Here is a 22861-nt window from a genome sequence, read left to right on the forward strand (position 1 = left end):
CTCTTTCGGATCTTGCCGGCCCTAGTGTCGTACGAGCGCCGCGGTGCGGCGGCGTGCCCCTCCCGGGGCCGCGTCGCCTGCCGCGATGCCCGTGCTGCGCCAGGCCCGGACCGCCGTGCCCGCCGGGCGACCGCCGCGCCCGTCCAGCCAGTCGACGCGCACCCACAGCAGCGCGTCCGCGGTCCGCTCGAGTCGCCCGAGCCAGGCCGCCTTCAGGCGCAGCCCGGCACCGGCGCCGGCCAGCAGCAGGCCGCCGGCCGCGGGCACGGCGAAGGCGCTGCCCAGCGCGGCCGCGAAGGCGAGCAGCAGCCACCAGCGGTGGCCACGGCGCCAGACGCGGACGCTGACGGCGCGGTCCTGGAGCACGTCGTTCCGCCCGGCGCGGGCGGCGCTCCGGGCGAGGGCGGTGTAGCGCCGGCGGCGGCTCACGGCCACGACGGCCGCGGTCGCCACGAACAGCGTGGCGCCCGCCAGGACGCCGACCAGGCGTCCGGTCAGCCCGGGCACCAGCACCCCGACACCGGCCGCGCACACCCCGAGCCATCCCAGGGGAGCCGCCCCGGCCCGCACCACGACGGCCACCCTGGCCAGTCCCTGTCCTCCGCGCCCTCCGCGTGCCACGTGCCGCCTCCTTCTCGTCCCGTCCGGCACACTCACTCCGTTCGGGCCGGGAGGCTAGTGGCCTTTCGTGAGACGAATCTGAGAACGCCCGGCGGCCGCACGGAAGCTCACCCCACCGGCCGCCACCCACCGGGCATCCGCGCCCGTCACTCCACGAACAGCCCCCGAGCCGCCGCCTTGGCGTCGAAGTCCTCCAGGCGCTTCTGCGCCTGCGGGAGGTCGTCGCACATCGCCTCCAGCAGGACCCGGCCGAGCAGCATCGGCGCGCACGCGGTGTCGAAGGCGAGCCCGGTGCCGACCGCGGCGGGCAGCAGCAGGTCGGAGTACTTCGCGACCGGCGCGAAGGCGGAGTCGGCGACCGTGACGACGGTCAGCCCGGCGTCCCTGGCGTAGGCGAGGGTGTCCACGACCTCCCGCGGGTGCCGCGGCAGCGCGAAACAGAGCAGCGCGCTCGCCCCGGCCCGGACGGCGCCGTCGATCCGGTCGTGGATCATGGTGCCGCCCTCGTCGAGCAGCCGTACGTCCGGGTGGACCTTGGCGGCGAAGTACGTGAAGCCGTACGCCTGGGAGGCCGCGGCCCGCAGACCGAGGACCGGCAGCGGACGCGAGGCGGCGAGGACGCGCCCGGCTTGCTGCACCGGCCGCGGGTCGGCCAGCGCCGCCGCGAGCTGCCTCAGGTTCGCGATCTCGGCCTCGACGGCCTGCTGGTACTCGTTGTACGACGCCGACTCGGCCGCGGGTTCGGCGGGCGCGACCTCGCGCAGGTGGCGGCGCAGCGCCGGGTAGCCGTCGAAGCCGAGGGCGACGGCGAAGCGGGTCACGGAGGGCTGGCTCACCCCGGCCAGCTCGGCCAGTTCCACGCTGGACAGGAACGGCACGTCGGCGGCCCGCCGCACCATGCTGTGGGCGATGCGCCGCTGGGTCGGCGTGAGCCGGTGCCCCTCGAAGAGCGCCTGCAGCCGTGCGGCCGGGCTGTCGGTCACGCTCATGACGTACTCCCCCTCAGAAGTCTCGACGCCCCGGGAGAGTACTCCCCGACCACCTGCTATTCAGACACCAAGAACTCTGCATGAGGCCATACACCCGGAGCAAGGTTTCGGCCGGGTGTCTTGCCCCGTGAGAGCCGCGGGACCGGTCGCGGGGGCCGGTCCCAGCGCCGAGAGGGGGGCTGGCACCAGTGCGCCGGCGGGTGGGCGTTCCTAGCCTGGCGGCATGAGCGGAATGGACGCGCGGGACCTTGAGCTGAAGAAGGAACTCGACGCCACCCTGCGGACCCGCGGGGAACTGGGCGAGGAGTACGAGTCCGCGCTGGTCGACTCGTTCCTGGAGAAGATCGACCAGCGCATCGACGGCGCCGTGGAGCGCCGGGTGCGGCGGCAGCTCGCCGAGCAGCGGATGACGGTGGCGCGGGGCTCCCGGGGGGCCGCCGACTCCTGGGGCGAGCGCTTCGGGTTCGGCATCGTCTCGCTGGTGCTGGCGATCCCGCTGTCCGCGATCGGCGGCGGCGTCGCGCATCTGCCCGGGCTGCTGGCCGCCTGGGCGGGCATCGTCGGCGTCAACGCCTTCCAGGCCGTGCGCGCCAACCCCGGCCTGTTCGGCGGCCGTCGGCGCAGGTCACCCCAGGACGGTGACTGGGAGGACTGAGCGGGGCGACGGGGAGCGCGCGGAGAGACCCGGCCGGAACCCGGAAGCGCGAGGGACGTCGTGCGCGGGGACCGCCGCACCCCCGTTGCCGGGGGGCGGGACGACGGCGGTCCCCGCGAGGGACGCGGGCCGGGTCAGGACCGGGCGTGCGCGTCCATGGCGTCCGTGGAGGTCCGGGAGCCGCTCCGGAGGTCCTTGGCGCCGTTCGACGTCGATCGGGGCGGGGAGCCTCCCCCAGGGCTTGACGCCTGGGAGGTGCCTCACCACCCCCTCCGACACCCACCAATGTGCCGGACGCGTGTTAAGCGGGTGCTGCGTGAACGTGACGCCCTCGTACCACTTCGGCGCCTCGCCCTCAGCCGCGGGTCACCGCATGTTCCCCGCGGCCACGCCCGGTCACCGGACGTTCGCTACCGCACCCCGCCCTTGGCCAGGAAGGCCAGCAGGTCCTGCCGGCTGACCACACCGGTCGGCTTGCCCTCGACCAGCACGATCGCCGCGTCCGCCGAGCCGAGCACCGACATCAGGTCCGCGACCGGCTCGCCCGAGCCGACCTGCGGCAGCGGCGCCGACATGTGCTTCTCCAGCGGGTCCTCCAGCGAGGCGCGCTGGGTGAACAGCGCGTCGAGCAGCTCCCGCTCCACCACGGACCCCACGACCTCCGCGGCCATGACGTCCGGGTGGCCGGCGCCCGGCTTCACGATCGGCATCTGCGAGACGCCGTACTCGCGCAGCACCTCGATGGCCTGGCCGACGGTCTCGTCCGGGTGCATGTGGACGAGGGAGGGGATGGCGCCCTCCTTGTCCCTGAGCACGTCGCCGACGCGGGCGCTCGGGCCCTCGTCCTCCAGGAAGCCGTAGTCGGCCATCCACTCGTCGTTGAAGATCTTGCTGAGGTAGCCGCGGCCGCTGTCGGGCAGCAGCACCACCACGACGTCGTCCGGGCCGAGGCGCTCGGCGACCCGCAGCGCGGCGACGACGGCCATGCCGCAGGAGCCGCCGACCAGCAGGCCCTCCTCCTTGGCCAGCCGCCGGGTCATCTGGAAGGCGTCCTTGTCGGACACGGCGACGATCTCGTCGGCGACCGTGCGGTCGTAGGCGGTCGGCCAGAAGTCCTCGCCGACGCCCTCGATCAGGTACGGCCGACCGGAGCCGCCGGAGTAGACCGAGCCCTCCGGGTCGGCGCCGATGACCTTCACCCTGCCGTCGCTGGCGTCCTTCAGGTAGCGGCCGGTGCCGGAGATGGTGCCGCCGGTGCCGACGCCCGCCACGAAGTGGGTGATCTTCCCCTCCGTCTGCTCCCACAGCTCGGGGCCGGTGGAGTGGTAGTGCGACAGGGGGTTGTTCGGGTTGGAGTACTGGTCGGGCTTCCACGCGCCCGGCGTCTCACGGACCAGCCGGTCGGAGACGTTGTAGTAGGAGTCCGGGTGCTCCGGGTCCACGGCCGTCGGGCACACCACCACTTCCGCCCCGTACGCGCGCAGCACGTTGATCTTGTCCGTGGAGACCTTGTCCGGGCACACGAAGATGCACTTGTAGCCCTTCTGCTGGGCCACGATGGCGAGTCCCACGCCGGTGTTGCCGCTGGTCGGCTCGACGATCGTCCCGCCGGGCTTGAGCTCCCCGCTCTGCTCGGCCGCCTCGATCATGCGCAGGGCGATGCGGTCCTTCACGGAGCCGCCCGGGTTGAAGTACTCCACCTTGGCCAGGACGGTGGCCCGGATGCCCTTGGTGACGTTGTTGAGCCTCACCAGCGGGGTGTTGCCGACGAGGCTGATCATCGAGTCGTGGAATTGCACCGTTGTCTCCGGTTGCTGCAAAAGATGTGGTCGTAGTGGTCCAGCCAGCCTAAGGCCAGCAAGGGGCCGGACGACGGGCCTTCACTCGCCGTCGAGATTGGGCGACGGTCCGTACGGGGCAAGGAGTGGGTGTACGGCTGAGAGGAGGTGGCGGCGAGGCATGACGGGCATGTCGAGGGCGAGAGTGGCCCGGCGGATCGCGGCCGGCGCGGCGTACGGGGGCGGGGGGATCGGTCTGGTCGGCGCGGCCGCCGTGGGGCTGCTGCTGGCCGAGGTGCAGCTGGCCAGACGCCAGGTGGCCAACGGCACGACGGACGGCCGTCTGCCGGTCGCCGACGGGCGGTACGGCAGCGGCTACGACATCCCGGGCGAGCAGCCCCTGCGGCTGGTGCTGCTGGGCGACTCCACGGCCGCGGGGCAGGGCGTCCACCGGGCCGGTCAGACGCCGGGCGCGCTGCTGGCGTCGGGGCTCGCGGCGGTGGCGGAGCGGACGGTGGAGCTGCGCAACGTGGCCCTTCCGGGCGCCCAGTCGGACGACCTGGACCGCCAGGTGGCGCTGGTCCTCGCCGACCCGGCCCGGGTGCCGGACATCTGCGTGATCATGGTCGGCGCGAACGACGTGACGCACCGGATGCCCCCGACCCGCTCGGTGCGCCATCTGTCGGCGGCGGTCCGCCGGCTGCGCACGGCCGGCGCGGAGGTGGTGGTCGGCACCTGCCCCGACCTCGGCACGATCGAGCCGGTCCAGCAGCCGCTGCGCTGGCTGGCCCGCCGGGCCTCGCGCCAGCTCGCGGCGGCGCAGACGATCGGCGTGGTCGAGCAGGGGGGCCGCACCGTGTCGCTGGGCGATCTGCTGGGCCCGGAGTTCGCGGCGAACCCGCGGGAGCTGTTCGGCCCCGACAGCTACCACCCCTCGGCCGAGGGCTACGCCACCGCCGCGATGGCGGTCCTGCCGACGGTCTGCGCCGCGCTGGGGCTGTGGCCGGCGGAGGAGGAGCGCCCGGACGCGTTCCGGCACGAGGGCTTCCTGCCGGTGGCCCGCGCCGCGGCCGAGGCGGCGTCGGAGGCCGGTACGGAGGTCACCGCGGCGATGCCGACGGGGCCCAGGGGACCGTGGGCCCTGCTCAAGCGCCGTCGCCGCCGCCGGGTGCCGGAGGCGGCCCCGGCTCCGATCGAGACCCCGACCTGACCCGGACCCCAGGAGAAAAGCAAGCGCTTAGAAAATTGCGGCCAGGGTCACATCGCCGTTCCCGTGACCTCGACCATACGTACGGGTAACTTCCCAACCAGCCCTGCCCATCCCCGTATGCAAGCCACTGGAGCCGTGATGCCCGAAGCCGTCATCGTCTCGACCGCCCGCTCCCCCATCGGCCGCGCTTTCAAGGGCTCCCTCAAGGACCTGCGCCCGGACGACCTGACCGCCACGATCATCCAGGCGGCCCTCGCCAAGGTCCCCGAGCTGGACCCGAGGGACATCGACGACCTGATGCTCGGCTGCGGCCTGCCCGGCGGCGAGCAGGGCAACAACCTCGGCCGGATCGTCGCCGTGCAGATGGGCATGGACCACCTCCCCGGCTGCACCATCACCCGGTACTGCTCCTCCTCGCTGCAGACCTCCCGCATGGCCCTGCACGCCATCAAGGCCGGCGAGGGCGACGTCTTCATCTCGGCCGGCGTCGAGATGGTCTCCCGTTTCACCAAGGGCAATTCCGACAGCCTGCCGGACACGCACAACCCGCTCTTCGCCGAGGCCGAGGCCCGCACCGCCGCGGTGGCGGCGCAGGAGGGCACCACCTGGCACGACCCGCGCGAGGACGGCCTGATCCCGGACGCCTACATCGCGATGGGCCAGACCGCCGAGAACCTGGCCCGCTGGAAGGGCGTCACCCGCCAGGACATGGACGAGTTCGGCGTCCGCTCGCAGAACCTCGCCGAGGAGGCCATCAAGAACGGCTTCTGGGAGCGCGAGATCACGCCGGTGACCCTCCCGGACGGCACCGTCGTCTCCAAGGACGACGGCCCGCGCGCCGGCGTCACCCTGGAGGGCGTCTCCGGCCTCAAGCCGGTCTTCCGCCCCGACGGCCTGGTCACCGCCGGCAACTGCTGCCCGCTGAACGACGGCGCCGCGGCGGTCGTGATCATGTCCGACACCAAGGCCCGCGAGCTCGGCCTCACGCCGCTCGCCCGCATCGTCTCCACCGGCGTCTCCGGCCTGTCCCCGGAGATCATGGGCCTCGGTCCGGTGGAGGCCTCGCAGCAGGCGCTGCGCCGCGCCGGCCTCACCGTCGACGACATCGACCTGGTCGAGATCAACGAGGCCTTCGCCGCGCAGGTGATCCCCTCCTACCGCGACCTCGGCATCGACCTCGACAAGGTGAACGTCAACGGCGGCGCCATCGCCGTCGGCCACCCCTTCGGCATGACCGGCGCCCGCATCACCGGCACGCTGATCAACTCGCTCCAGTTCCACGACAAGCAGTTCGGCCTGGAGACGATGTGCGTCGGCGGCGGCCAGGGCATGGCGATGGTCGTCGAGCGCCTCAGCTGACCCTCCGCCGGGGGCCGTCGAGAGACCGTCGGTGGCCGCCGTAGCACCCATAGTGAGCGAACGGCCCGGAATCCAAGAAACACCTGGCTTCCGGGCCGTTTTGTGATCGAATCTCCCCCAGGATGTGACCTATCTCCCCCAGGGAGGGGATTCACGCAGGTCAGCGGTGTTTCGCCAGGGAAACCGGGGCAGCATTCCTGTCCGTTTCGTGACGTTACGCACTGACAGCTGGTTAGTCCGCCCTTCAAGCTGATGTAGGAAGTCGGGGGTCGACCTTGAACCCGGGAGTACGTCAGTGAGCGCCATGCCGATCGCCTTGTTGCTCACCACGGCCGCCACCGGCGCCGTGGGCGTCGCGGTCCTGCGCACCCTTCTGGTGCTGCGCCGCCAGGTCGCCGCTCTGCACACCCAGCTCGCCGAGAGCCAGGCCGCCGCCACGCGCGCCCTGCTGCCCGCCGCCCGCACCGCGGAGACGGAGCAGATACGCGCCGCGGTCGCCCAGGCGCTCGCCGAGGAGCGGGAGCGGGAACTGGCCGAGGCCCGTGCGTTCTGGGCCGCCCAGGAGGCCCGCGACGGGGGTGACGCGCCGACGCTGCTCGGCCTGCCCGACAGCGAGCTGTTCCTGCCGCGCCAGACCGATTTCGCGGGTCTGGAGCCGCTGGAGGCGATGACCGAGACCGGCCCGGACGCGGACGAGTTCGCCGGGGAGTCGCCGGAGCTGGCCGCGGCCCGCCGCCGGCACCCCTCGCACCCCGACTTCACCCCGTCCCCGTCGCCGGTGGTCAACGACCACGAGCGCACGGTCGCCACGCTGGAGGAGCTGGCCGACTCGGGCGTGGAGCTGGCCGACGTGCGGCCGGGCCCGCTGGGCACCCTCGACGTCTACGTGTTCGCGGACGGGACGACCCTGTGCATGACCCCGGGCCACCGGGAGACGGCCGAACGCCTGTCCACCGCGCTGCGCGCGGGCCGGGCTCCGGTGCTCCTCGGCGGCTCCGGCGTCTCCGGCGCGTACACCCTCACCTTCGCGTGCGGCGAGGAGAACGTCTACATCCTGGCGGACCGGGTCATCGCGTCGCTGTAGCCCGCCGTCCGGGCGCGCACGCCCAGACGCCCCCCGCGCTCCTGGTACTCCCGGCACTCCGGGAGCTCAGGCTCGTGGCGCTCCAGCCGCTCGGCGCGCTCCCGCGGCTCACACTCCGGCGCGCTTCTGCGCCTCCTCCACCAGGCGCACCGCTTCCTCCACCTCGGCCTCGTCCCTGAGGACGAGGGCAAGGTCGTGTCCGGCCACGGTCAGCTGGTCGGCGGCCGCGAACATCCCGGCGTCGGGCATCTCGCGCGGTTCGCGGCCGGGCTCCTCGCGTTCCTGCGCCCGCCGCGCCATTTCCCTGGCCAGCGCCAGCGCCTCCGCCGCCCCGCTGCGCTGCAGCCGGCTCTGCGGCGCGGCCCGAAGACGGTCGGCGAAATGATCCACTGCCCGGGTCAGTGATGTCGTGTCAACCACGCCGCGAGACTACGCGTCGCAGCAGGACTGTTGCCAATACGCGAACGCTCAGGCACGGTGACCTGAAGGACCGGCTTCGTCGAACGCGTCCGGAGGCGCCGATGTCCCAAGTCTTCTCCGAGGAGACCCATCGCAACCTGCTCGCCCGCATCCCCCACTGCACCGGTCGTGAAGTCTCCGACTGGCTGCGCACCGTCGAAGAAGGCCCCGCTCTCCGCTTCGAGGAGAAGGTCAGCTGGCTCCGCCACGAACACGACCTCGCGTACGGCCACGCCAAGGCGCTCATCCACGAGTACGACCTGAGGAGGGCCGCGCGCAAACTGCTCTAGGCGCGCACGCGCAAGGGCCCCGGGAGATCCCGGGGCCCTTGCGCTGTCCGTCGCGGTGCGGGTGCTCGCGGTGCGGCTAGTCGTTCTGGTTGAGGATCGCGATGATCCGCAGGAACTCCATGTAGATCCACACCAGCGTCAGCGTGAGGCCGAAGGCCGCGAGCCAGGCCTCCTCGCGCGGCGCGCCGTAGGCGATGCCGTCCTCGACCTGCTTGAAGTCCAGGGCGAGGAAGCAGGCACCGAGGAGGATGCCGACGACGCCGAAGAAGATGCCCAGCGGGCCGCTGCGGAAGCCGAGGCCGTCACCGCCGCCGAAGACGGCGAACAGCATGTTCACCATCATCAGCAGCACGAAGCCGAGCGCGGCCGCCATCACGAAGCCGTAGAACCGGCGGTTGACGCGGATCCAGCCCGCCTTGTACGCCACCAGCACACCGGCGAAGACCGCCATGGTGCCGATCACGGCCTGCATGGCCGCGCCGCTCGCGATGTGCGTGTCGACGATGTTGGAGACGACGCCGAGGAACACGCCCTCGAACGCCGCGTACGTCAGGATCAGCGCGGGCGAGGCCTTGCGCTTGAAGGACTGCACGAAGGCCAGCACCATGCCGATCAGCGCGGCGCCGATGCCGATGCCGTAGGACCGGTTGATGTGGGCCACATCGACCGGCAGCAGCGCCCAGGCGAGCGCGGCGGTGACGATCAGCGTGCCGAGCGTGGACGCGGTGCGCAGGACGACGTCGTCCATCGTCATCCGGCCGGTGGTGGCCGGGGCCTGCGGCGGAGCGCCGTACTGCAGGTCCTGCTGGGCGTACGGGTTCTGGGCGTAAGGGTTCTGCGCGTAGGGGGCGCCGCTCGGCTGGGCGTAGGGGTTGCCCTGCGCGTACGGATTGCCCTGCGTGCCGACAGCGGGGCCCCCGGCCTGCGGCGCGGTGTTGAAGCCCGCGTAGCCGTTGTCGCGGCTGAACCCCCGTCGCGAGAAGACCGGGTTTCTGCTCCTCATCTCACTCCTCCATGGCCGCGCTGCGCGGCCTTGGCCTTAAGAGTAATGGAACGGCAAAGGATGGATCCTAATACCTGCGAAGGATCTTTCCCTCGTCCTGCTGGCGAACACGCTACGCGGGCAGGTGATTCCCGGCCACGGAGGGCCCCATTCATGACCAACCTGCGACATGGCCGGAATCAGCCGGAGATCATCGGCCCGGTCAGTCGAGGGAGAAGCCGGTGTACGCCTCGGCGAGGTCGGTCTCGGCCGCCCGCCCGGACGCGATCCGCCGCAGCCGGGCCAGCTGGAGGCGGTCGTCGAAGCCGGTGGCGTCCGGCGCCCGGTGCAGCATGGTCGTCATGTCGTAGCTGAACCGCTCGGCCTGCCAGATCCGGCGCAAACAGGTCGCCGAGTAGGCGTCGAGCAGCTCGGCGGAGCCCGTCCGGCGCTCGTGCGTCAGCGCCCGCGCGAAGGTGACGACGTCCCCGACGGCGAGGTTGAGCCCCTTGGCCCCGGTGGGCGGCACGATGTGCGCGGCGTCCCCGGCGAGGAAGAGCCGCCCGTGCCGCATGGGCTCGTGGACGAAGGAGCGCATCGGGGTCACCGACTTCTGGGTGATGGGCCCGCGCCCGAGGGTCCAGTCGTCGGCGGTCTCGAACCGGCGTGCGAGCTCGTCCCAGATCTCCTCGTCGCCCCACTCCTGCGCGTCGGTGCCGGCGGGCACCTGGAGGTAGAGGCGCGAGACGGTCGGGGAGCGCATGGAGAGCAGGGCGAAGCCGCGGTCGTGGCGAGCGTAGACCAGCTCGTCGTGCGAGGGGGGCACCTCGGCGAGGACGCCGAGCCAGGCGAAGGGGTACATCCGCTCGAAGACCCGGGAGAGCGCGGCGGGCACCGCCTTGCGCGCCACGCCCCAGAAGCCGTCGCACCCGACGACGTAGTCGCACTCCAGGACGTCCTCGCGTCCCCCGTACCGGAACGGCACGCGCGGGCGGTCGTCCTCCGCGCCCTCCACCGCGAGCGCCTCCGCCCCGAACAGCAGCGGGCCGCCCTCCTCGAGCTGGAGCGCGATGAGGTCCTTGCAGACCTCGGTCTGCGCGTACACCATCACGGACCGCCCGCCGGTGAGGGCGGGGAAGTCGACCCGGTGCCGCGTCCTGGCGAACCGCAGCTCGATCCCGTCGTGCCGCAGCCCCTCGCGGTCCATCCGCTCCCCGGCGCCGGCCGCGCGCAGCACGTCCACGGTCCCCTGTTCCAGGATTCCGGCCCGCTGCCGGTGCTCGACGTAGGCGCGGTCGCGGCTCTCCAGGACGACCGAGTCGATACCGGCGTTGTGGAGCAGCCGGGCCAGGAGCAGGCCGGCCGGGCCGGCTCCGATGATGCCGACGGTGGTGCGCATCGGTCGTTCCCTTCGGGTGGGCGTCGTTGCCTGGGAGGGGCGTTCCCGGCCCTTCCGGGCCGTCGGGAGCGGTGAGAGACCGAGAGACACGGCAAACTGTTCGCGTGGTGAACTTTCTTTCACCTAGTCGCGCCTCGCCTGAGTTTCCGCCCGGCCCCACCCGATGTCAATGGGTCCGCGTCCGTGGGTCCGCGGCCCCGCACGCACGCAACCGACCGCCGTGCCCGCGCGATCAGGTCGCGGACACGGCGGTCGGCCGGGGAGCGGGGTACGCCGCGGCAGTGGTGGCGGCGTACCCCGCGGCTCAGTGGCCCGGCCAGCCGTCCAGGTGACGGTGCAGGGTCACGGAGGGCTGCGCCTCGCCCTTCGGGGCGCGCGCCACCGCGTCGTGCAGGACGCTGCTCACCTCGGCGGCGAGACCGTCGACCCGCGACTTCAGCTCGGTGGCGGGGAGCGAGGAGCGGGTCAGCCCGTCGAGGCGGCGGTGGATGTCGTCGAGCTGCCGCCGGGTGTCGCCGTCGAAGGTGATCGGGGTGGGCGTGGAGACGACGAACTGGTAGGCGCCGGCCAGGGTCTGGCAGCCCGTGCACTTCTTGTTCGCCGCGTCGCTGAGGTTCACGGCGTTCAGGTGGGTGCGTGCCCCCGCGAAGGTGACGATCTGGAAGGACAGCGCCACCGACCGGCACTCGTCGTCGGCGGAGCAGCCCGCGGAGACGGCGTTGGCCTGGTTGCGCACCCCGGCGGCGTTCACGTCGCCGTACTGGCGGATGGTGAAGGAGTCCTTGGCCTGCGTGTGGTGCGCCCGGTCCGCGTGGCTGAACACGTAGTCGGAGGCGACCGCCGCGTGCTGCGGCGCGGCGGTGGCCGCCTGGGCCGGTACGGCGGTGGCCACGCCGGCGACTCCGGCGGCGAGCAGGCCCGCGCGGACGGCGCGCTGGGTGAAGTTGTTGCTGGTGGGACGTGGTTTGCGATGACTGCTCATGGGATCTCCTGCGGTAGATGGTTCGTGAGCCGCGGGCCGGGGCGCCGTCCCCGGTGCCGCGGCGGCCCGGCGCGCCACCGGGGCGCCGTCCCCGGTGCCGCGGCGGCTTCGGCGCCGCCCCGGGGCGGCACCGGGGGGCGCGGGCGGAGGCGGGCCCGTACGCGTTCCGCCTCCCGGGACGACGCCGGGTGCCGCGCTTCGGGGCGAGCCGGGTTTCGCCGCGCTAGGACGGCACCGGGCTGGGTGACTCACTGACCGGCGGCGGGGAGGGGCTGGGCGGGGGCGACGCCGGCAGGCTCTCCGAGGGCGTCGGCGTGGGCTCCGGCGACCCGCCCCCGGCGGACGCCGACGGCAACGGCCCCTCGACGCTCCCGCCGCTGGTCGGCACCGCCTTCTGCGAGGCGCCCGCCGGTCCCGACGCGGTCGCCGAGGCGCCGGCCGACGCCGGCGCGCTGCCCGTGGCGTCCACCGGCGGGCTGCCGTCCGGGCCCGCGGACCCGGCCCCCGCCGTGCCGGACGGCTGCGCGGAGGCACCGCCGGACGGGGTGCCGGAGGCGGGTCCGTCCGGCGTGGACGCCTCCCGCGGCTGCGGTGACTGCGTCGACACCCCCGGCTGCAGGATCGGCGCGATCGGCGGCCTCTTCGGCAGCGGCTTCGGGGTCATCCCGGACACCCACGCGTAGCTCAGCCCGGTCAGCGCGGCCAGCGTCAGCGCGCACACGGTCACGCGCAGCACCGGACGGCCCGCCGTGGACCGCTTCGCGGCCCGGAAGAGACGCCCGGTCAGCTTGACGGACAGATAGACGACACCCGCCATGGGGCACAGCAGCATGACGCAGCCGATCACCCCGACCAGGCCCTCGACGACCTGCCCGTCCGCGAACGCCGAACCGGTGCCGACCAGTTGCTCGGTCAGCGACCGGATCATCGTGGCGATGATCCGCGGCAGGTTCCACAGCGCGTACCCGAGCTCGCCGAGCAGGAGCGGCACCATCGTCAGCACCCAGGTGGCGACGATGGTCCGGGCCGACTTCTTCAGCCCGGCGACCTCCTTGCGGGCGGCCCGGCCCTTCGCCCCGGGGACCAGGCTCAGCAGGATCGGTTTGATCTTGCCGTACAGGTCCGGCACGCCGGCCAGGTCGCCCAGGATGTAGTAGCCGTCCAGCCGGACGGCCGGCATCAGCTGCTCCAGGATCTCGAAGTGCCCGAGATAGACCGCCGCCAGGAAGAACTGCGCACCGGTGGCGAAGTACGCCCCGGCCATGGCCAGCATGAAGACGACGTTGAAGTACACCCCGCCCAGGTCGGTGCGCAGCCGGCCGCCGCGTCCGATCCGGTAGACGTCGGTGACGTCGGTGTACATCGACGGCCAGATGAGGAAGAGCCCGCAGCCGATGCACCCGGGGCGGGCGCCGCCGTACCGGCAGGCGGAGGCGTGGCCGAACTCGTGGAAGACGAGTGAGGCCACGGTGAGGACGAAGACGAGGAGGATGAGCACCGGCTGGTCCAGGACCTCCAGCACCGGCTCGATCGCCCCGAAGAAGCCGAACAGCCAGACGTCCATGACGACCGCCGCGGCCAGCACCACGGCGACCACGACCCGCCGGTGCAGCCAGGCGAACATCCGGGCGATCTTCGCCGTGCGGCGCTCGTTGAAGATCACCCGGTGGCCCTTGAGGGCGAGCAGCAGGTCCGACCTCGGCGCGTCGACCTCCTCGCCCTCCTGGCCGTCGGGGACGGTCACACCGAGCGGTTCGAGCTTCTCCTCCACCAGGAAGCGCACGTTCTCGCCGCTGACCTCACGGCCGAAGCGCGCGCTGACCCGGTGGGCGATGGTCTCGACGTCCCGCACGCCGTCGATGGACGACGCCACGAGATACAGCAGCCGCGAGAGCTGCACGACCTGCCCGTCCCCCCGACGGGCGATGTACTTGGGGTCGGTGAAGCCCGACCCCTGGTACTCGCCGTGCAGCTGGAGCCCCGCGCTCAGCCGCGGGACCAGCGGCGCCTGCTCCACGACGGGCAGCTTGCCCGTCGTCACCTGCTCGTACGTCACCGGCCAGCCGCCGGGACCGGGCACCGGGCCCGTGTCGTGCAGCGTCGGCGCCCCCTCTCCGAGCACCGTCATGTGTGGTCTCCCCCCACGTCCTCCCCCGTCCTCCCCGCTCTCCCCCGGTTCGACTCCGGGGGCGGACCGCGCCGTACCCCCCGCGCGGTCCGCCCCCGTGGCCGTCGTCGCGGCGCGTGGCCGCGCCTGCGTGCGTTACTGCGTGACGTTGATGCTCTGGACGGCCTGCGACTGGGCGACCGACCACGACGAGTGGTCGTTGAGCGCCGCGGACTCGTTGTGGGCGGAGATGTTGGCGACGTGCTTGGTGACGTTCACCGTCTTGCCGAAGCTGAACTTCAGGCGGCCCAGGGCCTCACGGCCCGGCAGCAGCTCCGCGGACTCGGCCTCGAGGTCGTGCATGTCCATGCTCATGATGGATGTCCTTTCTGTGTCTTCAGGGTCGGATCGGATGGGGAGCGTTACTGGGTGACGTTGATGCTCTGGCCGGCACCGGAGTCGGCCACGGACCACGCGGAGTGGTCGTTCAGGGCGGCGGACTGGTTGTGGGCGGAGATGTTGGCGACGTGCTTGGTGACGTTCACCGTCTTGTTGAAGCTGAACTTCAGGCGACCCAGGGCCTCGCGGCCCGGCAGCAGCTCCGCGGACTCGGCCTCGAGCTCGTGGGCGTCCATCATGATCAATTCCCCCTCAGGGATAGACATTTCCGGTCGGACCGAGTCAGGTTCCCCCCGGACTCTGTCCAACTTGGTCGGACGTGCTGTCCAACGAGATTGGACACTAGGGCGTCGGGGGCGTTTCGCGCAACCCGTTCGGGGAATCGCCTCTCGGCGACGCGCGCGTGCGCCCGTAGAATCAGGCGGCACATGGAGGATTTCCGTGAGTTCCGCCAGGCGGCGAGCAGGAAGTGACGGTCAGTGGCCAACGCACTGCAGCAGTTGATCCGTGAGCGCCTCGACCGCAAGGGCTGGTCCTACGGCGATGTGGCGCGGCGCGGCGGCATCCCCCGCTCCACCGTCCACCACCTGGCGACCTCCGACCGCGTGGTCCGCATGCCCCAGCCGACCACGCTGGAGGGGCTGGCCAAGGGGCTGGAACTGCCCCTGGACATCGTGCGCCGCACCGCCGCCGAGGCCTGCGGCATCCACGTCTACGGCCCCGCCACGGGCGCCGGCGGCGGGGCCCCCCGCCCCACCGACCCCGACGTGGACCTGCTCATCGCCAGCGTCCAGCAGCTGTCGGCCGACGACCGCCGCCATGTCGCCGCCCTGGTGGAGTCCCTGCTCGACCGCTCCGCGCGGGAGAAGTGAGCGCGCCTTGGACCGGACCGGCCGTCCGACGACATCGGACGACCGTTTCGCCGCCAACTCGGAAAAAGAATTCAGAGCACCCGAAAACCGGCAAGATCCGCCGCTAGTCTCTCGCTTGCCCGAGACGCGAGAGCCGCACGACCCGGGCTCCCAGGGGGGAAGTGTGTTGTTCGTGCATGGCGGCCCGACCACGGCCGTGGTCCGTGGCCCCGCCGGAGAATCGGTCGTCCTGCTGTCCGGCGAGCTGCCCGAGGTACTCACCGACGAGGCGATCGCCGAGCTCCTGGACCTGGCCGCCGCCATCCTGGATGCGGACGAACTGGTCCTGTTCCACCAGTGCCTGCAGACCCTGCGCCGCAATGGAATGCGAGCGGGCCGCCGCATCGAGAGAGGCGGTCTCGTACTCACCGTCTACGAAGGCTGACCCCACCCGGGGCACAGGCTTTCGAAGGGTGAAGACAGGGGGTGGACACAGGGGGGAAACACGCGCGCGCCGCCGCGGGGAACGGTGGCGCCGCGCGGTCGATGGTGCCCGGAACCGGACTTGAACCGGTACGCCCGCGAGGGGCAGCGAGGTTTAAGCTCGCCGTGTCTGCATTCCACCATCCGGGCAGGCCATGGGCTCCGCATCGAGATCCCGAGCCTATCGGGGCACCCCCCGCGCACAGTGGGGAGGCAACCCGATGTTGTCTTATTTTATTGATGTCTGAGGGAGCATCAGCAAGTGGAACAGGCCATCAGCACTTGCCAAGAGGCTTCCGTGGAGCCGGCCGTCGCGCATGCGAAATGACGGAATTTCACCCTCCGAACAAGGACGCTCCACCTGTTCCTGACGACGGCCTCCTCAGGGACGGCCGTCATCCCCAGGTATGACGCGTACGGTTCCGGTCCGTCCCCGGTCGCCCTCCGGAACCGGAGCAGCGGCTGACTACACCGGCGCGATCGGCGGACACGATGGAGGACGTCCCTTCGCACACCGTCGTCCCGTCAGGAGCGCCCACCCGTGACCACCTCCTCCATCGCCGGCCCGACCACCGCCGTGGCCTCGCGCGCCACGGATCTGTCGAAGATCTACGGACAGGGCGAGACCCAGGTGGTCGCCCTCGACCGGGTCTCCGTCGACTTCCGGCAGGCCGAGTTCACCGCGATCATGGGTCCGTCCGGCTCGGGCAAGTCCACGCTGATGCACTGCGTGGCCGGTCTGGACACCTTCTCCTCCGGCTCGGTGCGCATCGGCGAGACGGAGCTGGGCTCGCTGAAGGACAAGCAGCTGACCAGGCTGCGCCGGGACAAGATCGGCTTCATCTTCCAGGCGTTCAACCTGCTGCCGACGCTGAACGCCCTGGAGAACATCACCCTCCCGATGGACATCGCGGGCCGCAGGCCGGACCGGGAGTGGCTGGACACGGTGATCCGGATGGTGGGGCTGTCCGACCGGCTCGGACACCGGCCCGCGCAGCTGTCCGGCGGCCAGCAGCAGCGCGTCGCCGTCGCCCGCGCGCTGGCGTCCCGGCCCGACATCGTCTTCGGTGACGAGCCCACCGGGAACCTGGACTCGCGCTCGGGTGCCGAGGTGCTCGGCTTCCTGCGCAACTCCGTACGGGAGCTGGGCCAGACGGTGGTGATGGTGACCCACGACCCGGTGGCGGCGGCGTACGCGGACCGGGTGGTGTTCCTCGCCGACGGCCGGATCGTGGACGAGGTGCACGAGCCGACCGCGCAGGCGGTCCTCGACCGGATGCGGCACCTGCCCGGGGGAAACCCTGAGGCTCCCGCGCCGGACGCCGAGGGCCGCACCCGCTGATCACCGCCGACCCCGTACCCCTGGACTGAGACATCCCATGTTCCGCACCGCCTTGCGCAATGTCAGCGCGCACAAGGGCCGGCTCCTCATGACCGTGCTCGCCGTGATGCTCGGCGTCGCCTTCGTGTCGGGGACCCTGGTCTTCACCAACACCCTCTCCGACGCCTACCGGAAGAGCTCCGCCAAGGGCTTCGGCCAGGTCGACGTGGCCGTACGGCCCGCGTACCGGGAGAGCGAGGGCGACCGGCTCGGAAAGGCGCCCGAGCTGACCCGGGCCCTGCTGGACCGCAGCGCCCGCGTGCCGGGCGCCGCCTCCGCCGTCGGTGTCGTCGGCGGCTTCACGGCGCTCGCCGACAAGCACGGCGAACTGATCGGCGGCGGCTTCCAGTCGCAGGGCGGCAACTTCTGGGGCACCGACGACCCCCGGTACCCGCTCAGGAGCGGCGCCGCCCCGCACGGCCGCGACCAGGTCGCCATCGACTCCGAGACCGCGCGGCGGGCCGGCTACCGGGTCGGCGACACCGTGCGCCTGTCGGTCGACGGCCCGGTGCTGACCCCGACGATCAGCGGCATCTTCACCACCGACGACGGCAACGTCGCGGCCGGCGGCAGCCTCGCCCTCTTCGACACCGCGACCGCCCAGCGGCTGTTCGGCAAGCCGGGCACGTACGACGAGATCGACGTACGGGCCAAGTCCGGTACCAGTCAGGGGGCCCTGAAGGCACAGCTCGACCGGGTGCTGCCGAAGGGGGCGGCCGAGACCACGACCGGCGCGCGCCTCGCCGAGGACCAGGCGCGGGCGATCTCCGCCTCGATGAACGGGCTGCGCCAGGGCCTGCTGGTCTTCGCCGGGATCGCGCTCTTCGTGGGCACGTTCATCATCGCCAACACCTTCACCATGCTGGTCGCGCAGCGCACGAAGGAGCTCGCGCTGCTGCGCGCGGTCGGCGCCTCCCGCCGGCAGGTCACCCGCTCGGTGCTGATCGAGGCGTTCGTGGTGGGCGCGGTGGCCGCGGTGACCGGGCTGGTCGCGGGCGTCGGCATCGGCGCCGGGCTCAGGTCCCTCATGGGCACCCTGGGGGCGACCGTCCCCGACGGGCCGCTGGTCGTCACGCCCGGCACGGCCGGCGCCGCCCTCGCGGTCGGTGTCCTGGTCACCATGCTGGCCGCCTGGCTGCCCGGTCGCCGGGCCGCGAAGATCCCGCCGGTCGCGGCGATGAGCAGCGTGCACGCCACGGCGACGGCCAAGTCGCTGGTGCTGCGCAACACGCTGGGCGCGCTGTTCGCCGCCGCGGGCGTCGCCGTCGTCCTGGCGGCCACGACGATGGACGGCACCGACGGGCAGGCTCCCATGGGGCTCGGCGCGGTGCTGCTGATCATCGGCGTGTTCGTGCTGACTCCGCTGCTGTCCCGTCCGCTGATCGCGGCCGCGGCCCCGCTGCTGCGCGGCTTCGGGGTCTCCGGCAAGCTGGCCCGGCAGAACGCGGTGCGCAACCCGCGCCGTACCGCGGCAACGGCGTCCGCGCTGATGATCGGCCTGACCCTGATCACCGGCATGACGGTCATGGCGGGCAGCCTGCAGACGTCGATCGACAAGATGGCGTCCGCCGCGATCCGGGCCGACTACGTGGTGTCGATGGCGAACGGCAACCCGCTCTCCCCCGGTGTGGACCGCACGCTGCGCGCCACCGAGGGCGTGAAGGCGACCAGCCCGATGCGCAACGCGCCCTCCCGCATCGACGGCCGCACCGAGTACCTGACCGGTGTCGACGGCCGCGCGTTCGGCGAGCTGACCGACCTGAAGGTCGAGGACGGCTCCTTCACGATCGCCGGCACCCGGGTCGTCGTGGACCACGACACGGCCACGTCGCACGGCTGGAGGGCCGGTTCGGGCTTCACGGTCGCCTACGAGGACGGCCGCAGGCAGCGCCTGACGGTCGCCGGGGTCTACGAGGGCAACGACATGATCCGCGGCATCATGCTCGACAACGCCGCCCTCGCCCCGCACCAGAGCGACCCGGCCGACATGCGGGTCCTGGTCAGGACGGTCGACGGCGCGTCCGCCGCCACCAAGGACCGGCTGGTCAGGGCGCTCGGCTCCAACCCGGCCGTCAAGGTCCAGAGCAAGCGGGACCTCTCCGACGACATCGCGAAGATGTTCACGCTGATGCTGAACATGCTCTACGGCCTGCTGGCCATGGCGGTGATCGTGGCGGTCCTCGGGGTCGTCAACACCCTGGCGATGTCGGTGTTCGAGCGCTCGCAGGAGATCGGGATGCTCCGCGCGATCGGCCTGGACCGCACGGGCGTCAAGCGGATGGTCCGGCTGGAGTCGCTGGTGATCTCCCTGTTCGGCGGGGTGCTCGGCATCGGCCTGGGCGTGTTCTTCGGCTGGGCGGCCGGCGAGCTGCTCGGCACGAGGATGGCGACCTACGAACTGGTCCTGCCCTGGGCGCGGATGGCGCTCTTCCTGCTGCTGGCGGCGGCGGTCGGCGTCCTGGCCGCGCTCTGGCCGGCCCGGCGGGCGGCCCGGCTGAACACGCTTGAGGCGATCAAGTCCGAGTAGCGTCCGGGCCGCGGTGCGCGCGAGAGGGGCCCCGTTCCTCCCGGGAACGGGGCCCCTCTCGCGTGCCGGGGTTCTATCGCTGACGCGTCACCCAGGTACGGGCGCGCAGCGGCAGACCCGACACGCCCGACTCGGTGCTCCGCACCGCCAGCACCTGGTTGACGCCGATGCGGTTGCGCTCGAAGGCGAGGGCGGAGGCGGCCATGTACAGGCGCCAGACCCGGGCGCGGCCGGGGCCGGCGAGCTGGGCGGCGCGGGGCCAGTGCGCCTCCAGGTTGGCGACCCAGCGGCGCAGGGTGAGCGCGTAGTGCTCCCGGATCGCCTCCACGTCCCGCACCTCGAACCCGGCGCGTTCCAGCTGGGTCACCGTGGTGCCGACCGGGGCGAGTTCGCCGTCCGGGAAGACGTAGGCGTCGATGAACGCGTCCACCTGGTACGCCGTCTCGTCGCGCTGCGGGCGGCGGGCGATCTGGTGGTTGAGCAGCCGGCCGCCGGGCCTGAGCAGGGCGTGCAGGACGGTGGCGTACTCCAGGTAGCGGTCCGCGCCGACGTGTTCGGCCATGCCGATGGACGAGATGGCGTCGAAGGGGCCGTCGTCGACGTCCCGGTAGTCCTGGACGCGGATCTCCACCCGGTCGGTCAGCCCCTCGTCGGCGACGCGTTTGCGGGCGTATGCCGCCTGCTCCTGGGACAGGGTGACGCCGACGACGCGCGCTCCGTGCTCGCGGGCCGCGTGGATCGCCATGGAGCCCCAGCCGCAGCCCACGTCGAGCAGCCGCTGACCTGCGGTCAGATCCAGCTTGCGGCTGATGAGTTCGAGCTTGTCGCGCTGGGCCTCTTCGAGGGTGCCGTCGGGTTCCGGGGCCCGCCAGTAGGCGCAGGAGTACACCATCGAGGGGCCGAGGACGAGTTCGTAGAAGTCGTTGCCCACGTCGTAGTGGTGGCTGATCGCCCGCTTGTCGCTGCGCCGGGTGTGCCGGACGCCGCGGCGGCCGCGGACCTCCTCGGGGGGCGGGGCGGGCGGCAGCGGGAGGCCACCGAGCCGGACCAGGCCGCGGACGGCGGCCCGCACCTCGGGGTCGCGCAGCGCCTCGGTCAGGGTCCGGGCGTCGTCGTCACGCTCCCAGACGAGCCCCGAGAGCAGTTCGAGCGCGGCGTACAGATCCCCCTCGATCTCCAGGTCGCCGGCGACCCAGGCGCGGGCGAGACCCAGTTCGCCCGGCTTCCACAGCAGCCGGCGCAGGGCCCGGCGATTGCGGACGACGAGCGTCGGCGCGTTCGGCGGCCCGGCCTGCGAACCGTCCCAGGCGCGGACACGCACCGGCAGCGGTACCCCCAGCAACTGTTCCAGCAGACTCTGCAGCCGCGGCGCGGCATCGGCCATGGCGCACACCTCCGTGACGAGTGATCCGGGAAGTTCCTCATCTGATCCGGGATGTTCCTCATCACGTAAACACCTGTGGGGCGACAATGCAGTCCCCCACGCGCGTTACGTCTGCGCAAACCCTCGCGCACACCCGCCCCTCCCGCCCGCCGCCGCGCCCCGGTGTCCCCCGGATGCAGTGGCCGGGACCTGCCGTCCGCGTACGGCGAAGGGGGCCGCCCGCACCACGGATGGCGGGCGGCCCCCTTCGGGGTGTCGGGTGACCGGAGGTCAGGAGGCCTTGGCCTTCTCCCCGGTCTTGGCGGCGGCCGGGGCCCCCGCCTTCACGGCCGGAGCCGGAGCCGGCTTGGCGGCCTCGTAGAACTCCTCGCGCGGGTTCTCCATGGCGCCGAGGGAGACGACCTCGCGCTTGAGGAACATGGCGAGCGTCCAGTCCGCGAAGACGCGGATCTTGCGGTTCCAGGTCGGCATGGCCAGACCGTGGTAGCCGCGGTGCATGTACCAGGCGAGACGGCCCTTGAGCTTGATCTTCATCTTGCCCATGACGATCATCGCGACGCCCTTGTGCAGACCGAGGCCCGCCACCGCGCCCTTGTTGGCGTGGCTGTACTCCTTCTGCGGGAAGCCCCGCATACCGGAGACCACGTTGTCGCCGAGGACCCTGGCCTGGCGCAGCGCGTGCTGGGCGTTCGGCGGGCACCAGGCGTTCTCCACACCGGCCTTGCGGGCGGCGAGGTCGGGCACCTGGGCGTTGTCGCCGGCGGCCCAGATGTAGTCCGTGCCCTGCACCTGGAGGGTGGGCGCGCAGTCGACGTGGCCGCGCGGGCCGAGCGGGAGGCCGAAGCGGGACAGCACCGGGTTCGGCTTGACGCCGGCCGTCCAGACGATGGTGTTGGAGTCGACCTCGAGGCCGTTCTTCAGCACGACGTGGCCGTCGACGCAGGAGTCCATGGAGGTGGACAGGTAGACCTCGACACCGCGGCCCTCGAGGTGCTCCTTGCCGTACTGGCCGAGCTTCGGGCCGACCTCGGGGAGGATCTTGTCGGCGGCGTCGACGAGGATGAAGCGCATGTCCTCACGGGACACGTTGGTGTAGTACTTGGCCGCGTCCCGGGCCATGTCCTCGACCTCGCCGATGGTCTCGGCGCCGGCGAAGCCGCCGCCGATGAAGACGAAGGTGAGCGCCTTGCGGCGGATCTCCTCGTCGGTCGTGGAGTCGGCCTTGTCGAGCTGCTCGAGGACGTGGTTGCGCAGGCCGATGGACTCCTCGATGCCCTTCATGCCGATGCCCTGCTCGGCGAGGCCGGGGATCGGGAAGGTGCGGGAGACCGCGCCCATCGCGATGACCAGGTAGTCGAAGGGCAGCTCGTACGCCTCGCCGACCAGCGGGGCGATCGTGGCGACCTTGCGGTCCTGGTCGATGGTGGTGACCCGGCCGGTGAGGACCTCCGCCTTGGGGAGCACGCGTCGCAGCGGGACGACGACGTGACGCGGGGAGATGCTGCCGGCGGCGGCTTCGGGGAGGAAGGGCTGGTAGGTCATGTACGACCGGGGGTCGACGACCGTGACGGTCGCCTCTCCGTAGCGCATCTTCTTGAGGATGCGCCGAGCTGCGTACAGGCCTACGTACCCACCGCCTACTACGAGGATCCTGGGACGCTCCGTGGTGCTCATGGCATCGAGTATCCACCCGTCCCAGGGGGGTCGCTCGTGCGCCCCTTCACAAGCTCCGGCAGACCCTGTGTTAAACTCCGCGACCCGCGTGACGCAGGTCATCTCGGCGGAGGGAACTCCCCGCACCTCACGGCCCGTTGCCCATGCCGTGTGAGCTGCTCGTCAGGCCCTTCCGGAGCCCCGGACCGGACCTCCGCCGCACCGTTGCGGAACGCCCGCGCTGCGCTCCACCGAGCGGCCCTCAGGG

General features: G+C 72.1%; 21 protein-coding genes and 1 tRNA gene. 9 read left to right on the top strand and 13 right to left on the bottom strand.

Annotated elements, in window-relative coordinates; translation table 11 throughout:
• Window positions 1-21: 21 nt before the first annotated feature.
• Both ACIPM1_RS23380 and ACIPM1_RS23385 read right to left on the bottom strand, forming a co-directional pair.
• On the bottom strand, window positions 22-621 hold the full coding sequence (locus ACIPM1_RS23380; protein ID WP_402437603.1) for a hypothetical protein: 600 nt from the start codon (window positions 619-621) through the stop codon (window positions 22-24).
• A 146-nt stretch (window positions 622-767) separates the two neighbouring features.
• A complete protein-coding gene (locus ACIPM1_RS23385; RefSeq protein WP_402437605.1) occupies window positions 768-1610 on the bottom strand; it encodes a MurR/RpiR family transcriptional regulator in 843 nt (280 codons plus the stop codon).
• A 232-nt stretch (window positions 1611-1842) separates the two neighbouring features.
• Here ACIPM1_RS23385 and ACIPM1_RS23390 point away from each other — a divergent pair, with 232 nt between their 5' ends.
• The gene (locus ACIPM1_RS23390) at window positions 1843-2265 is read left to right on the top strand and encodes a hypothetical protein (RefSeq protein ID WP_402437897.1); all 423 of its coding nucleotides are present in this window, start codon (window positions 1843-1845) and stop codon (window positions 2263-2265) included.
• A gap of 410 nt (window positions 2266-2675) precedes the next feature.
• On the opposite strand, the gene ACIPM1_RS23395 is transcribed toward ACIPM1_RS23390, so the two are convergent.
• Window positions 2676-4064, bottom strand: coding sequence for a cystathionine beta-synthase (locus tag ACIPM1_RS23395; RefSeq protein WP_402437607.1), 1389 nt, complete (start codon window positions 4062-4064; stop codon window positions 2676-2678).
• A gap of 160 nt (window positions 4065-4224) precedes the next feature.
• Here ACIPM1_RS23395 and ACIPM1_RS23400 point away from each other — a divergent pair, with 160 nt between their 5' ends.
• From ACIPM1_RS23400 to ACIPM1_RS23410, 3 genes are all read left to right on the top strand, one after another.
• Complete coding sequence (locus ACIPM1_RS23400; RefSeq protein ID WP_402437609.1) at window positions 4225-5253, top strand: SGNH/GDSL hydrolase family protein; 1029 nt, start codon at window positions 4225-4227, stop codon at window positions 5251-5253.
• 138 nt (window positions 5254-5391) lie between these two features.
• Complete coding sequence (locus tag ACIPM1_RS23405; RefSeq protein WP_402437611.1) at window positions 5392-6612, top strand: acetyl-CoA C-acetyltransferase; 1221 nt, start codon at window positions 5392-5394, stop codon at window positions 6610-6612.
• Window positions 6613-6907: 295 nt separating this feature from the next.
• Window positions 6908-7696 (top strand): hypothetical protein, encoded by a 789-nt coding sequence (locus tag ACIPM1_RS23410; RefSeq protein WP_356188613.1) that lies wholly within the window; start codon window positions 6908-6910, stop codon window positions 7694-7696.
• A 108-nt stretch (window positions 7697-7804) separates the two neighbouring features.
• Here the strand turns inward: ACIPM1_RS23410 and ACIPM1_RS23415 are convergent, their stop codons facing one another.
• On the bottom strand, window positions 7805-8116 hold the full coding sequence (locus ACIPM1_RS23415; RefSeq protein WP_356188615.1) for a hypothetical protein: 312 nt from the start codon (window positions 8114-8116) through the stop codon (window positions 7805-7807).
• Between the two features lie 101 nt (window positions 8117-8217).
• Between ACIPM1_RS23415 and ACIPM1_RS23420 the strand changes: the two genes are divergently transcribed.
• On the top strand, window positions 8218-8445 hold the full coding sequence (locus ACIPM1_RS23420) for a DUF4287 domain-containing protein (protein ID WP_276111179.1): 228 nt from the start codon (window positions 8218-8220) through the stop codon (window positions 8443-8445).
• A 76-nt stretch (window positions 8446-8521) separates the two neighbouring features.
• Here the strand turns inward: ACIPM1_RS23420 and ACIPM1_RS23425 are convergent, their stop codons facing one another.
• The 6 genes from ACIPM1_RS23425 to ACIPM1_RS23450 all read right to left on the bottom strand — a co-directional run bounded on the left by ACIPM1_RS23425 (window position 8522) and on the right by ACIPM1_RS23450 (window position 14553).
• Window positions 8522-9448: a Bax inhibitor-1/YccA family protein gene (locus tag ACIPM1_RS23425; RefSeq protein WP_356188617.1), complete on the bottom strand. Its 927-nt coding sequence runs from the start codon at window positions 9446-9448 to the stop codon at window positions 8522-8524.
• A 202-nt stretch (window positions 9449-9650) separates the two neighbouring features.
• Window positions 9651-10826: a 4-hydroxybenzoate 3-monooxygenase gene (locus ACIPM1_RS23430; protein WP_402437615.1), complete on the bottom strand. Its 1176-nt coding sequence runs from the start codon at window positions 10824-10826 to the stop codon at window positions 9651-9653.
• Between the two features lie 304 nt (window positions 10827-11130).
• Complete coding sequence (locus ACIPM1_RS23435) at window positions 11131-11808, bottom strand: hypothetical protein (protein WP_402437617.1); 678 nt, start codon at window positions 11806-11808, stop codon at window positions 11131-11133.
• A 223-nt stretch (window positions 11809-12031) separates the two neighbouring features.
• Window positions 12032-13936, bottom strand: a complete 1905-nt coding sequence (locus tag ACIPM1_RS23440) for a hypothetical protein (RefSeq protein ID WP_402437619.1) — start codon at window positions 13934-13936, stop codon at window positions 12032-12034.
• Window positions 13937-14071: 135 nt separating this feature from the next.
• A complete protein-coding gene (locus ACIPM1_RS23445) occupies window positions 14072-14290 on the bottom strand; it encodes a hypothetical protein (RefSeq protein WP_356188625.1) in 219 nt (72 codons plus the stop codon).
• A gap of 47 nt (window positions 14291-14337) precedes the next feature.
• Entirely contained in the window at window positions 14338-14553 is a 216-nt protein-coding gene (locus ACIPM1_RS23450; protein WP_356188627.1) for a hypothetical protein, read from the bottom strand.
• Window positions 14554-14793: 240 nt separating this feature from the next.
• On the opposite strand from ACIPM1_RS23450, the gene ACIPM1_RS23455 reads away from it, so the two are divergent.
• Both ACIPM1_RS23455 and ACIPM1_RS23460 read left to right on the top strand, forming a co-directional pair.
• On the top strand, window positions 14794-15186 hold the full coding sequence (locus tag ACIPM1_RS23455) for a helix-turn-helix domain-containing protein (protein WP_402437621.1): 393 nt from the start codon (window positions 14794-14796) through the stop codon (window positions 15184-15186).
• A 163-nt stretch (window positions 15187-15349) separates the two neighbouring features.
• Window positions 15350-15610, top strand: coding sequence for a hypothetical protein (locus ACIPM1_RS23460; RefSeq protein ID WP_356188631.1), 261 nt, complete (start codon window positions 15350-15352; stop codon window positions 15608-15610).
• Window positions 15611-15712: 102 nt separating this feature from the next.
• Here ACIPM1_RS23460 and ACIPM1_RS23465 read toward each other — a convergent pair.
• Window positions 15713-15798 (bottom strand) — tRNA-Leu (locus ACIPM1_RS23465).
• Window positions 15799-16189: 391 nt separating this feature from the next.
• Here ACIPM1_RS23465 and ACIPM1_RS23470 point away from each other — a divergent pair.
• Both ACIPM1_RS23470 and ACIPM1_RS23475 read left to right on the top strand, forming a co-directional pair.
• The gene (locus ACIPM1_RS23470; protein ID WP_402437624.1) at window positions 16190-16990 is read left to right on the top strand and encodes an ABC transporter ATP-binding protein; all 801 of its coding nucleotides are present in this window, start codon (window positions 16190-16192) and stop codon (window positions 16988-16990) included.
• Window positions 16991-17027: 37 nt separating this feature from the next.
• Window positions 17028-19556 (top strand): ABC transporter permease, encoded by a 2529-nt coding sequence (locus tag ACIPM1_RS23475; RefSeq protein WP_402437626.1) that lies wholly within the window; start codon window positions 17028-17030, stop codon window positions 19554-19556.
• Between the two features lie 73 nt (window positions 19557-19629).
• On the opposite strand, the gene ACIPM1_RS23480 is transcribed toward ACIPM1_RS23475, so the two are convergent.
• Both ACIPM1_RS23480 and ACIPM1_RS23485 read right to left on the bottom strand, forming a co-directional pair.
• Window positions 19630-20940 (bottom strand): class I SAM-dependent methyltransferase, encoded by a 1311-nt coding sequence (locus tag ACIPM1_RS23480; protein ID WP_402437628.1) that lies wholly within the window; start codon window positions 20938-20940, stop codon window positions 19630-19632.
• Between the two features lie 270 nt (window positions 20941-21210).
• Window positions 21211-22614: an NAD(P)/FAD-dependent oxidoreductase gene (locus tag ACIPM1_RS23485; RefSeq protein ID WP_402437630.1), complete on the bottom strand. Its 1404-nt coding sequence runs from the start codon at window positions 22612-22614 to the stop codon at window positions 21211-21213.
• Window positions 22615-22861: the final 247 nt, after the last annotated feature.

It is taken from the genome of Streptomyces sp. NPDC086766 (genome assembly GCF_044746005.1).
Lineage (GTDB): Bacteria > Actinomycetota > Actinomycetes > Streptomycetales > Streptomycetaceae > Streptomyces.